Source organism: Streptococcus sp. SI1, from assembly GCF_030439945.1.
Taxonomy (GTDB): Bacteria; Bacillota; Bacilli; order Lactobacillales; family Streptococcaceae; genus Streptococcus; species Streptococcus intermedius.
Genome location: NZ_JAQFJE010000002.1, coordinates 385,443 through 398,842, shown reverse-complemented (window position 1 = coordinate 398,842; position 13,400 = coordinate 385,443). Strand labels below are relative to the sequence as shown.

General features: G+C 35.7%; 10 protein-coding genes and 3 pseudogenes. All 13 read left to right on the top strand.

The window, feature by feature from the left end:
* Positions 1 to 61: 61 nt before the first annotated feature.
* Entirely contained in the window at positions 62 to 940 is an 879-nt protein-coding gene (locus PCY10_RS04115) for an ROK family protein (protein ID WP_021002908.1), read from the top strand.
* Positions 925 to 2,808, top strand: a complete 1,884-nt coding sequence (locus tag PCY10_RS04110) for a family 20 glycosylhydrolase (protein WP_021002907.1) — start codon at positions 925 to 927, stop codon at positions 2,806 to 2,808. Before PCY10_RS04115 ends, PCY10_RS04110 begins: the two co-directional genes overlap by 16 nt.
* Before the next feature lie 186 nt (positions 2,809 to 2,994).
* Positions 2,995 to 3,915: a sugar ABC transporter permease gene (locus PCY10_RS04105; protein WP_041787707.1), complete on the top strand. Its 921-nt coding sequence runs from the start codon at positions 2,995 to 2,997 to the stop codon at positions 3,913 to 3,915.
* Positions 3,916 to 3,928: 13 nt separating this feature from the next.
* Positions 3,929 to 4,861: a carbohydrate ABC transporter permease gene (locus tag PCY10_RS04100; protein ID WP_003073189.1), complete on the top strand. Its 933-nt coding sequence runs from the start codon at positions 3,929 to 3,931 to the stop codon at positions 4,859 to 4,861.
* An 88-nt stretch (positions 4,862 to 4,949) separates the two neighbouring features.
* The gene (locus PCY10_RS04095) at positions 4,950 to 6,431 is read left to right on the top strand and encodes an ABC transporter substrate-binding protein (protein ID WP_020998831.1); all 1,482 of its coding nucleotides are present in this window, start codon (positions 4,950 to 4,952) and stop codon (positions 6,429 to 6,431) included.
* 261 nt (positions 6,432 to 6,692) lie between these two features.
* A complete protein-coding gene (locus tag PCY10_RS04090) occupies positions 6,693 to 7,313 on the top strand; it encodes a DUF624 domain-containing protein (RefSeq protein WP_021002905.1) in 621 nt (206 codons plus the stop codon).
* Complete coding sequence (locus PCY10_RS04085) at positions 7,310 to 8,953, top strand: sensor histidine kinase (RefSeq protein ID WP_021002904.1); 1,644 nt, start codon at positions 7,310 to 7,312, stop codon at positions 8,951 to 8,953. Before PCY10_RS04090 ends, PCY10_RS04085 begins: the two co-directional genes overlap by 4 nt.
* Positions 8,954 to 8,963: 10 nt before the next feature.
* A complete protein-coding gene (locus PCY10_RS04080; RefSeq protein ID WP_041787473.1) occupies positions 8,964 to 10,256 on the top strand; it encodes a response regulator transcription factor in 1,293 nt (430 codons plus the stop codon).
* Positions 10,257 to 10,346: 90 nt separating this feature from the next.
* The gene (locus PCY10_RS04075; protein WP_021002902.1) at positions 10,347 to 10,913 is read left to right on the top strand and encodes a GrpB family protein; all 567 of its coding nucleotides are present in this window, start codon (positions 10,347 to 10,349) and stop codon (positions 10,911 to 10,913) included.
* Positions 10,914 to 10,999: 86 nt separating this feature from the next.
* Positions 11,000 to 11,610: pseudogene (locus tag PCY10_RS04070) on the top strand (type I restriction-modification system subunit M N-terminal domain-containing protein); the annotation flags it as partial.
* Between the two features lie 170 nt (positions 11,611 to 11,780).
* Positions 11,781 to 12,065, top strand: a pseudogene (locus PCY10_RS04065) (CD1845 family protein).
* A 36-nt stretch (positions 12,066 to 12,101) separates the two neighbouring features.
* Positions 12,102 to 12,550 (top strand): annotated as a pseudogene (locus PCY10_RS04060) (hypothetical protein).
* A gap of 19 nt (positions 12,551 to 12,569) precedes the next feature.
* Positions 12,570 to 13,349: an alpha/beta hydrolase gene (locus PCY10_RS04055; protein ID WP_020998824.1), complete on the top strand. Its 780-nt coding sequence runs from the start codon at positions 12,570 to 12,572 to the stop codon at positions 13,347 to 13,349.
* Positions 13,350 to 13,400 lie beyond the last annotated feature (51 nt).

The following is a 13,400-nucleotide window of genomic DNA, read 5'->3' as shown; positions in this document are numbered from 1 at the left end:
ACGCTGACTACTGGGGTGTCTTGTCTCAGTCTTAGAATAAAAAACTGATAAAGGAGAAAATATGATCATTGCAACAGTGGATATAGGCGGAACAGGTATCAAGTTTGCGGCTATGTCCAAAGAAGGAAAGATAGTAGAAAAGCAGGATATTGCTACACCTGACAATTTAGATGACTTGCTGGCTTGGTTGGATTCTTACCTTTCTAAGCGAGATTACCAAGGCATTGCTATGAGTGTGCCTGGGGCAGTTGATCGAGCAACAGGAATTATTGGCGGTATTAGCGCAGTTCCCTATATTCACGGTTTTTCTTGGTATGATAAGCTAGCTTCTTATGGTCTGCCAGTTCGTCTAGAAAATGATGCCAACTGTGTTGGTTTGAGCGAACTTTTGGCTCACCCGGAGCTAGAAAATGCTGCTTGTGTTGTCATTGGTACTGGTATTGGCGGGGCCTTGATTCTCAATGGTAGGTTGCACCGAGGTAAGCACTATCTGGGTGGGGAATTCGGGTATATGCTCTTGTCCGAGCCTGCTGAGACACTGGGAAATTGGTCGCTCTTGGCTTCAACAGGCAGTTTAGTTCGCTCCGTTCAAGCTAGTACTGACTCGAAAGACTGGAATGGAAAGAAGATCTATCAAGCTGCGGCTACAGGAGATGAAACTTGCCAAGCAGCTATTGAACAAATGAACCGAAATCTTGCCAAGGGTTTGCTCAATATCCAATATCTCTTTGATCCGGATGTGATTAGTCTGGGAGGCTCTATCAGCCAAAATCCTGACTTTATCAAAGGTGTCCGCTCAGCGATTGCTTATTATGTCAATCGTTATGAAGAATATTCGGTGGCTCCAGAGATTCTAGCTTGTACTTATCAAGGAGAGGCTAACCTTTATGGCGCTTTAGTAAATTGGTTACAGGAGGAAGGTCAATGGCCACATTCTTAGGACTATCAAGTAAACAAGAAAAAGCTCTTATCCGTTTAGAAAAGTATTTGAACTTAGGAGAAATTGAAGTCGATCTTGCTCCTAACTCAACTGTATCGATCAAAGTGGAAGGTTGTCAAGGACATTATCAAGTCAGTTATGAACAACCTCATCAGATCTATCGAGCTTTGGCCCTTTTATCTACCGCTCTTAAATCAGGGCAGGATGAGGTTCATATTGTGGAAGAAGCAGCTTATGAGGATTTGGCTTATATGGCTGACTGCTCCCGCAATGCTGTTTTAAACCTAACCTCAGCCAAGAAGATGATTGAAGTCTTGGCCTTGATGGGCTATTCCACTTTTGAACTCTACATGGAAGATACCTATGAGATAGAAAATCAGCCCTATTTTGGCTATTTCAGAGGACGCTACACAGTTGCAGAATTGCAAGAGATTGAGAACTATGCTGCAGATTTTGATTTGGCTTTCGTTCCCTGCATTCAGACATTGGCCCACCTGTCAGCTTTTGTCAAATGGCAGGTCAAGGAAGTGCAGGAACTTCGAGATGTTGAGGATATTTTACTGATTGGTGAAGAAAAAGTTTATGACCTAATCGAAGGCATGTTTCAGACCATGGCGCATCTGCATACACGCAAGATTAATATCGGAATGGATGAAGCCCACTTGGTTGGTCTCGGACGCTATTTGATTCAGCATGGTTTCCAAAATCGCAGTCTCCTCATGTGTCAACACCTTGAGCGAGTCTTGGATATTGCAGACAAATATGGCTTCCACTGTCAGATGTGGAGCGATATGTTCTTCAAGCTCATGTCAGCGGATGGCCAATATGACCGTGATGTAGAAATCCCAGAAGAAACCCGAGTTTATCTGGATCGTCTGAAAGACAGAGTGACCTTGGTTTATTGGGATTACTATCAGGATAGCGAGGAGAAATACAATCGTAACTTCCATAATCACCAGAAAATCAGTCAGGACATCGCTTTTGCTGGAGGCGCTTGGAAGTGGATTGGTTTTACACCAAATAATCATTTCAGTCGTTTGGTAGCCATCGAAGCCAATAAGGCCTGCCGACAAAATCATGTCAAGGAAGTGATTGTGACTGGTTGGGGAGATAACGGTGGTGAATGCTCTCAATTTGCTATTTTACCGACCTTACAAATCTGGGCAGAATTAGCTTATCGCAATGATTTAACAAATGTTGCACAGCATTTTCTGCTTAGTACAGGCCTTGATTTTGATGATTTCATGAAAATAGATTTGGCTAATCTCTTGCCAGATTTGCCAGATAATCTCAGTGGTATCAATCCAAATCGTTATATTTTATATCAAGATATTCTTTGTCCATTACTGGATAAGCACATCCGCCCTCAAAAAGATAGACTTCATTTTGAACAGGCGGCTCAGCAATTGAGAAATATTAGCAAAAGAGCAGGAAGCTACAGTTATTTATTTGCTACACAGGAACAGTTAAATCAAGTCTTATCTCTTAAGGCTAGGATTAGCTCTCGTATTCGATCTGCTTATCAGAATAAACAAAAAACTATTTTAAAGACATTCGCCCTGGAGGATTTAGAAGTTCTTTATCAAGAAGTGGAGAAGTTTGCTGCATTGTTTAGCACGCAATGGATTGAGGAAAACAAGGTTTTTGGTTTAGATACGATTGATATTCGCATTGGTGGTTTGCTCAAGCGCATCAAACGAGCGCAAGAGCGTTTGTTGCAGTATGTTAATGGGGAAGTCGATTGTTTAGAAGAGTTGGAAGTTGAACTCTTGCCCTTCAATGATTGTTATACCGCACAAGGCTTTACAGTTACTAGTGCCAATCAATGGCATACGATTGCGACTGCTTCAACGATTTACACTACCTAATCAAAACAGGACTTACTTGCGATCAATCTTTTTTAATAAACTAAAAGTGTCTTTTTCCTATTTTCGTCATATAATAAATAATTAGTAGAATTTTTTCTATAATTAGGAGTTTAGTTAAGACCATGAAAAGGGGTATAATAAAACATGGAAGCGGTATCATTCTCAAAAAAGGAAAGGGGGATTTTAGTGAAAAATTTTGTAAAAACCTTAAAAGATAATGCGATCTTTTTATTCATGGTTTTACCTGGTGTTATTTGGCTGATCCTATTTTTCTATATACCTGTTTTAGGAAATGTGGTTGCTTTCAAAAACTTTAAACTAAGCAGTGAAGGTTTTCTCCATAGTGTACTGACTAGCGAATGGGTGGGGCTAAAGAATTTTCAGTTCCTCTTTAACTCAAAAGATGCTTTTACGATTACGCGAAATACGGTTTTGTACAATAGTGGATTTATTATTTTAGGCCTTATTTTCTCTGTAGGGTTTGCTATTGTCTTTAGTGAATTGCGCTCAAAGAGATTAGTGAAATTCTATCAAACAACAATGTTATTTCCTTATTTTCTTTCATGGGTTATCATCAGTTTCTTCGTTGATGCTTTCTTGAATCCAGGAAAAGGATTGTTGAACCATCTCTTGCATAATCCAAATATCAATTTTTATACAGTTCTGTCTTTCTGGCCAGCTTTCATTCTCTTTATTGGGATTTGGAAAGGGCTTGGTTACAGTAGTATTTTCTATTATGCAAGTATTATGGGAATTGATCCAACTTATTATGAAGCAGCTACGGTTGACGGTGCTTCAAAATGGCAGCGAATTCGCCATGTCACCATTCCATATCTAGCTTCTTTGATTACCGTCTTGACAATTTTGGCAGTCGGAAATATCTTCCGTGCAGACTTTGGGCTTTTTTATACAGTTCCGCATGACTCTGGTTCACTTTATAGTGTCACCAATGTTCTAGATACCTATGTTTATCGTGGAATTTCCGGTACAGGAGACTTAGGAATGGCGTCTGCAGCAGGGCTCTACCAATCGATTGTGGGCTGTATTCTAGTTGTTGTAAGTAATTTAATCGTCCGCAGAATTGACAAAGAATCTGCTCTGTTTTAGAAAAGAGGAGACTATGAAATCGAAAAAAATTCAAAAAGAAAAGATTGATTATGTCGGTATTCATTCTTTTGATAAAAAAACAGACTTTTTCTTTAATGTCTTGATTGCAATCTTTGCCTTATCTTGTGTCTTACCTTTCTTCTTTGTGATTATCATATCTCTGACGGATGAAACAAGTTTGGTACAGAATGGCTTTGCTTTTTGGCCATCAAAGTTTAGCTTGGCGGGTTATGAATTTTTACTTTCTTTGAAAGATAAATTGTTACAGTCGCTTTTTATCACAATTTTTATTACGATTGTAGGAACCACTCTAAATGTCTTTTTCACAACGACTTATGCCTATGCTATTTCAAGGAGAACATTTAAATACAGACGATTTTTCACTCTTTTTGCCATGGCAAGCATGCTCTTTCAAGCAGGATTGATTCCAACCTATATTATTATGACAACCTTTTTAGGTTTAGGTGATACAGTCTGGGCATTGATTTTGCCACTGTTGCTTAGTCCTTTCAATATTATTCTGATGCGAACTTTCTTTAAACGAACCATTTCAGAGTCCATTATTGAATCAGCAAAGATTGATGGAGCAAGCGAGACAAGAATTTTCTTTCAAATCTGTCTACCACTGTCGCTTCCAGGTATTGCAACGATCACGCTTTTCACAGCGCTAGCTTACTGGAACGATTGGTTCAATGCCTTGCTTTATATCCGTAGCGATAACTTAGTTCCACTTCAATACTTACTGATAAAAATTCAGCAAAATCTGGACTATCTTTCTAAAAGTGTAGGAGCAAGTGCCCAACTTGCAGGTTTAACAAACTCTTTTCCTAAAGAATCAGCTCGTATGGCCATGGTGGTTTTAGCGACCGTGCCAATTGCTTGTGTTTATCCATTCTTCCAACGCTATTTTGTGAAGGGGTTGACAATCGGTGGTGTAAAAGAATAGTACCTAATAGCATTGAAAAATACTTTATCAGTATGGAAAATTTCAAAGTCATTTATAAATGTAAATAATAAAAAAGGAGACTTTTCATATGAAAAAATGGAAAAAATATGCTCTGACCTCTACTAGTCTTTTAGCTTTGTCTGCAATGCTTGCAGGCTGTGGGAATCTGACTGGTAATAACCAAAAATCTTCTAAGACAGAGGATGGGAAAACAGTTCTTAAGATGTATCAAATTGGTGATAAACCAGAGAATCTTAAGGAGCTTCTAGCCAACGCTAATAAGATTATTGGGAAAAAAATCAATGCTAAATTAGAGATTCAGTATATTGGCTGGGGTGATTATGAACAAAAGATGAATGTTATCACTTCATCTGGTGAAAATTATGATATTGCTTTTGCACAAAACTATGTCATCAATGCCCAAAAAGGTGCGTATGCTGACCTGACAAAATTGTATCAAAAAGAAGGAAAGAAGCTATATGATTCCTTGGATCCAGCTTATATCAAAGGGAATACGATTAATGGCAAGATTTACGCTGTACCAGTCAATGCCAATGTAGCCTCTTCTCAAAATTTCGCTTTCAATGGTCCACTTCTTAAGAAATATGGTATTGGTGATGTTTCTAACATTCATTCCTACAAAGATTTGGAACCAGTTTTGAAAGCGGCTAAGGAAAAAGATCCAAAAGTAACACCATTTGCTATTGGTAAAAACTTTATTCCATCTGATAATTTTGATTATCCTATAACTAATAATCTTCCATTTGCGATTGATTTAGAAGGAGATAAGACGAAGATTGTCAACCGTTATGAAGTTCCTCGCTTTTTAGATAGTTTACGAACTATTCACAAATATTATAAAGCAGGATACATTCCAAAAGATGTTGCAACTAGTGACACTACATATGAATTGTCACAAGATACTTGGTTAGTCCGAGAAGAAACCGTTGGACCTGCTGATTATGGAAATAGCTTGCTGTCACGTGTTGCAAATCGGAATATTGAAATCAGTCAATTGACAAAAAATTATAAGAAAAATCAAACGACACAAGTAGCAAACTTTGTCATTTCCAATAATTCTAAAAATAAAGCAAAAGCAATGGAATTACTGAACTTGCTTAATACCGATCCAGAGTTGCTGAACGGTTTGGTATATGGACCTAAAGGTAAAAATTGGGAAGACGTTGCTGGTAAAAAGAATCGAGTGAGAACACTGAAAGGCTATAATAACCTTACTCATATGTCCGGCTGGAATACAGGTAATAATTGGCTGCTTCACGTTGATGAAAAGGTAACAGATCAACAAATTAAAGATTCTAAAAAGATTCTTTCTGAGGCACCAGAATCACCAGCACTCGGATTCAACTTTAATGTAGATCCTGTAAAAGCTGAAGTATCTAGTATTACCAATACAATTAAAGAATATGCTACAGCAATCAATACAGGTACAGTTGATCCAGATGTTGAAATTCCTAAAATGATGGCAAAACTGAAATCAGAAGGTGCTTATGATAAAGTCATGAAAGAGTTGCAAAGACAATACGATAAATTCCTTGCTTCTAAAAAATAAGCTTAGATTAGCATATCTCCTTGGATTTATCTAAGGAGGTTTTTAGTTAGTAAAATTTTGAAATATCACAGAACAGTTCATCTTTATTTTAGGTTTTGTGGTAAATAGAAGAAAATCAAATGAGGAATAGTTGAGACTTAGCTATAATACTTCATTAATAGAGATAAGTGAAAGATTTGAAAATTTTTGAAAACGGTTAAAATATGGTATAATCATTTCATGTAGTAGATGATTTTACTGATAAGAATTGAGGAATAAAGAATGGGAAAATTGATTGAATTAATTTTTCAAAGAGTTTATATGGCTATGATAGCGACAGCGATTTTTTGGCTCTTAACATTGTCAGGTGGACTGTTTTTTGGACTTGCTCCAGCAGGAAGTACACTCATGACTCTCTTTCAGCAGTATCGCTATGATTATAAACGATATCATTGGCAGGAGGCGTGGACTGTATTCAAAAGCAATTTCGTATGTGCCAATCAAATTTTTTATAGTTTCTTTATAGTAGAAGGTGTTTTGTTTTATGGCATTTTTCTACTAGTGCAATTACCACATCAAACAATTCTGCATATTTTACTTGCAATTCTGGATTTAGTTTTCTTACTAGTTGCACCCTTGTCATACGCTGTTTATTTAAAATTGCAAGTCTACTTTGAACTATCTTATAAAAATTGGTTCAAACTGGCTTTAATTGGTCCTTTTCTCAATATTTCAGCCGTATTAAAAGTTCTACTGGGAACGATCTTATTATCAATTGCTGGTTATTATATACCTGCTTTACTCTTTTTTGTTTTTATTGGAGTCTGGCATTTTTTTATCAGCGATGTTTTAGAACCTATTTATCAAATAGTTCAGTCTAAATTAATCATGAAAGAACAATGAAAAAATTTTGGTTAAACTCATTATTAAAAGCCTATGCTGTGATTATGATTGTTATCATCGGCTGTCTAAGTTTCATTCTTTCTTATGTAGCTTGGCAGGGAAAGAAGCAGGAAATAGAACGAATTTCTCAGCAAGCTGCAACGAGATTGGTGGAAGAAGTTGAATATTATAATCGCCGTACTATTCAGTTAGCACAGAGCCTAGTGGAGAATCAAGCGAAGCTCGAAGGAGTTTATAAATATTTTACATTAAGCCCGGCAGAATATGCTAGTTGGCGTTTATCAGAGGATGTTCCAGACTATGTTCAGGTTTCTCTGCATCGAAATATTAATAATATCTATGTTGAAAATGATTTTGTAAAAGGTATTGATATTGCTTTAAAAGATTATAAGACAGTCTTTATATCTACACGAGAAACGAAGGGTGGAAAACAGATAGCGGCAGAAAAATTCAAACCAGCTGCTGATGCATTTCCGATTGCTATTTATGATAAAGCTGCGGGTCAAGTCATTGGAACAGTTTACATAACAGTTGATACGACTATTTTTAAAAATATAGTAGATAATACTAGGAGAGAAATCCCTCTTGTCGCTAGAATCACCTCATCCTATAACAAAGAAATAGCACACTTTGGTGAAAATCACCTGAGTAAAGATACTCGGTGGATAAAAAAAGAAACAGCTTATAATTATCTGATACAAGTAGCAGTTCCTTCGTTTTATATGTTTAATAGTATTCTTTCTAGTATTAGTCTGATTGTTCTTTCTGGTCTTGCGTTGGTCGTAATTTTATATTGGAGCTTGCAACGTATTTTTTTGAATTATCAAAGGCAGGTTGTAGATATTGTAGATACGATTCAGGATATCACTCAGGGAGAAAACAACAAGCGAATTGATACTGCTACAAAAGAGCAAGAACTGCTGCTTATTGCAACGAATACCAATACTATGCTAAATAGTTTAGATAAAAATATCCGTGATATTTATCGGTTACAGCTTACTCAAAAGGATGCTAACATGCGTGCACTTCAGGCGCAAATTAATCCTCATTTTATGTACAATACATTGGAATTTATCCGCATGTATGCTGTTATGCAAAGCCAAGAAGAACTGGCGGATATTATTTATGAATTTAGCAGTTTGCTAAGAAATAATACTTCTAGTGAAACCAAGACAAGGCTGGAGGATGAGCTGGAATTTTGCCGTAAATATAGTTATCTCTGTATGGTACGTCATCCGAAGTCTGTTGCTTATGGTTTTAAAATAGATGAAGGACTAAAAGATATGTTGTGTCCTAAATTTAGTATTCAGCCTTTAGTAGAAAATTATTTTGCTCATGGAATTGATTATCGCAGAAAAGACAATGTCATCAGCGTTAAAGCAGTTAAAATAGCAGGTGCTGTCAGATTGTTGATTCAGGATAATGGTTGTGGAATGCCGCCCGAAAAATTGGCTCAGATTCAGCAAATGTTAGCTAATCGTCAGCTGCTTGATATAGACAACGGAGAGATAAGAAAGTCTATTGGAATTGTGAATGTTCACGAGCGTTTCTTGCTCTTTTTCGGAGAACGGTATAACATTCAGATCGAATCCCGAAAAAATCAGGGAGTTACCTATACTATAGAAATTAAGGATGAATAGAGAAAACATTATGTACAAAGTATTGTTAGTTGATGATGAATACATGATTACAGAAGGGCTCAAAGTACTCATTCCTTTTGAAAATTGGAAGATGGAAGTTGTAGCGACTGCTAATGATGCAGAAACTGCTTTAAAATATATCAAAACAAATCCTGTTGATCTAGTTATTACAGATGTCAATATGCCAGGTATGAATGGGCTGGATATGATTGCTCAGATGAAGTCTTCTTTACCAAATGTTGCGTTCATTATTTTATCTGGTTATCAGGAATTTGAATATGTTAAAACAGCTTTAAACTTACAAGTTGCGGACTATTTAGTGAAGCCAGTTAATAAACTGGAATTGGCAGCCATTTTAGAAAAATTATCCAAAAATTTTGAACAGTCCTCTTACCATCAGATGGCGACTATTTTTCAAGATGATACTACAGAAGAAGAAATAGTTCACTTGCTAAAGGAAGTAGGGCCAATCTATCTAGGAGCTAGTACAAAAGCACAGGGTATCTTCTCTATTCCTTATCATAGTTCAGGGCAATCAATCTATCTTTTTCTTTCTCATCAAAAAGAAGAGAGTATCTATGAAGTTGAATTTTCAGCGCCCTATAAAGAACAAATTCAGCATTTCAAGCTCAATTTGGAAAAAACGATTTTTTATGGAACAATCAGTTTGAAGGTACAAAATCCACTTTTTAGCTACTATGAACCTATGTATCGGGTGATTATTCAAGGAAATATTCATCAAATTTTGGAAGAATTGGATTTGCTAAAAGAAATTATCCTAAAAAATACCCCGAAGATTTCTATTACTAAGCAGTTGATGATCCAGTTTATCATGGATGTCTATCACCTTTTTGAACATTTGAAATCAGATGATATCACCAGTATTATCAAAGAAATTGAAGGGATGCACTCTTTTGATGAATTGTTAAGTTATATCAAACTACAGTTGCAAGATTTATTTGCTCAATATCGGATGAATGAAAATGTGGCCAGTGTTTTAGAGGTTATTGGGCGTGATTACCAAAAAGATTTATCCTTGAAAGATATTAGTAAAGAGCTTTATATCAATCCAGTTTATTTAGGACAGTTGATTAAGCGCGAAACGGATTCAACCTTTGCTGAGTTACTTAATAAACAACGAATTAAGGCCGCCCAACAGCTTCTTTTATCCACTAATGATAGTATTGAGGATGTTTGTTATGCAGTGGGATACAGCAATGTCGGGTATTTTTACAAGGTTTTTCGCAAACTTTGTGGTAAATCTCCTAAAGCTTATCGCCGTCAGTCTAATAATAAAAGATAACAGTCATATTGTTGCTTTTTTGAAATTTCCTTTGAAAATACTGTAATAGGAACAAATGGGAGAAATAACTTTAAACTCGTGGAGGAGAAATTGAGTAAAAAATTAGAAAACATGAGTTTAGAAGAATTATGGCAATTATTTCCCATATTTCTTGTAAAACATAATAAAAAATGGGCGGATTGGTATGATGAGGAAGCAACTGCTATTTTGTCCCTGATACCAGCTAAATATATAGTAAGAATATCTCATATTGGTAGTACTGCGGTTCAAAATATATGGGCAAAGAATATAGTAGATATATTACTTGAGGTTCGATTAGCAGAAGAACTAGAAATAGTGAAAAATATTCTTGTTGAAAATAAGTGGTTATGCATGAGTCAAAGTACACAGCGAATCTCATTAAATAAAGGATACACGGAGCAAGGTTTTGCAGAAAAAGTCTTTCATCTTCACATTAGAGTTGTAGGAGATAATGATGAACTATATTTCAGAGATTACTTACGTGAGAATCATAATGTAGCGAAAGAATATGAACATTTAAAGCTGAACTTATGGAAGAAATTTGAACATGATAGAGACGGCTACACTGATGCAAAGTGTAAGTTTATTAAACGATATACTAAAATTGCAAAAGAAAAATTTATAGGAAGATATTAAAATAGATACGAGCGCCGGAACGGTGCTTTTTTACTTGCTTGAAATGTGGTAAAATGGATGTAACTAAAATATGAAACGAGTATAAAATGGCGAAAAAATCAAACGCAAATATTGGATTTGAAAAGGAATTATGGGATGCTGCAGATTCACTTCGGGGGCACATTTCAGCGTCAGAGTACAGAAAAGTTATTGTTGGTCTAATCTTTTTAAAATATGTATCAGATGCTTTTGAAGAAAAATACCAATAATTACTTGCAGAGGGTGACGGATTTGAGAATGATCCTGATGCATATTCAGAGGAGAATATTTTCTTCGTCCCTGAAATAGCTAGATGGCAATTCATTGCGAGTCATGCCCATTCTTCGGAAATTGGCACAGTCTTGGATGAGGCCATGCGTGAAATTGAAGAGGATAATCCTAGTCTAGAGAATGTCCTTCCTCAGATTTATGCGCCAGTCCGGACTTAGATAAGAGAGTTTTAGGGGAAGTTGTAGACATTTTTACTAATATTCAAATGTATGAAGGTGAGAATGAAAAAGATTTACTTGGACGTGCTTATGAATATTGTATTGAACAGTTTGCAGCTTATGAAGGAAAACGGGGTGGTGAATTCTATACTCCGACTAGTATCGTTAAAACGATTGTAGAAATATTAAAGCCTTATCTAGGTCGCGTTTATGATCCTGCTTGTGGGTCTCGTGTCATAATAATGACAGAGGCAAATAGTTCAGTAAAATCAAGGGGGTTGAAGTTTCTACCAAAGTTTAAAACTAAAGAAACTGATAGTTTATGTGTTGCTTAGAGCCACTATCGACTAAAATAATGGTTGTAAGCAGCACATAAGCTGAAGAGAAAAAGAGGTAGTGTATGCGATGGATATTAAAAATTATCTTATTTCCGATTAGTCTTGTTTTATTAATTTTAACTGCTTTTCTGACATTCCTGCTTGGAGTTGGAACGGCATTACTTTATATTGTAACGACAATCTGTGTGTTTGTAGCATTTGGTTCATTCTTTATGCTACACAATCCAAAAGCAGCAATATAAGCACTCATCATCGGATTTTTACTAAGTCCCTATGGACTTCCAATGATAGGAGCGACTGTGATAGCGTTTATTGAATTGATAAATGAGAAGATTAAAGCAGTGTAGACAAATGCAAATTTACAGGGGGAGCGTGATATTGGAATGTGCAAAGAATGTTATGTTGATAATAGTAGAATAACACCACTTTTAAACCCATTTGATTGCTTGGAAAATCATACACAATATATCTGTGGTACTTGTGGTAGATGCATTTGTATTGAGCATGATCAAAATCGAGGTTTACAGCGATGGAATTTTCCTTTCAAGTCATTAGAAATTGCTAAGCTAAGTTATATTTGAGAACTGCTGATTATACAATGAAAAAATCTTGTGGAATCTATGAGATTAAGAGTAAGAATAGCAGATTATCATACAAAATCTTTGCGGATAATGAAGACTTGCAAGTGTATCTGAGAAAGAATAAAGATAAAATCTGTGAAACGATGTCTCCTATTTTTCGAGTTGAAGACTATAATGAGTATTCTAATACGCAGGTTAGAAAATTAACTTTTGACGAAATACAAAAATATATGTCGGAAAGAGAAATTTGAAGTTGTGTAGGTGATGAATATGATATTTCATGAATTTGGTGATAAAAATTTTCCACATATATTATTGATACATGGCGGAGGTAATTCCTGGTGGAATTATCTTCGGCAAGCCCAAATGTTATCCGATAAATACCATGTAATTTTACCAACACTTAATGGTCATGGAGAAGAACATCAAAAAGATTACATTTCAACCGAAGATTCTGCACTGCAAATTATGGATTATATAAAGAATAATTGTGATGGGAAATTGTTTGCTGTGGGTGGCGTTTCGCTGGGTGGTCAAATTGCAATTGAGTTATTATCATTAGATAGTGATATAGCTCATAAAGCAATAATAGATGGGAGTATTTGTATTCCTCAACCCAAATTAGCAAGAATTAGTATAGTTATTGTAAAGTTATTTGGAAAACTTATGTTTAGCAAAGTGGCAAGCAAAATCCAGTTGAGTTTAATGAAAAAAATGTATCCCAATATGGCTTATCCAGAAGAAATAGAAAACTACTATATGGAGGATATGCCAAGGATTCCCATTAAAACATTAGTTACTATGTACCAAACATATATGGGAAGATATACACTTAAAAATGCTATTACAGAAAGTAAAGCACAGGTTTTATATATTTATGGTGAAAAAGAAATGAGTTGCGTTAAGGAGTCGGCTAAGCTATTTAAGGAAATGCATCCCAATTGTACTCTGTATGAAGCTAAAGGTTATAATCATGGATATTTATCAGCTTATCTACCTTTAGAGTGGATGGCTCTGGTTAATCCATTTTTGAAAAACAATATTTATTAATAAAACCTAAACCTAAATTATAAAGTTATATGACAAATTAGAAATTATGGA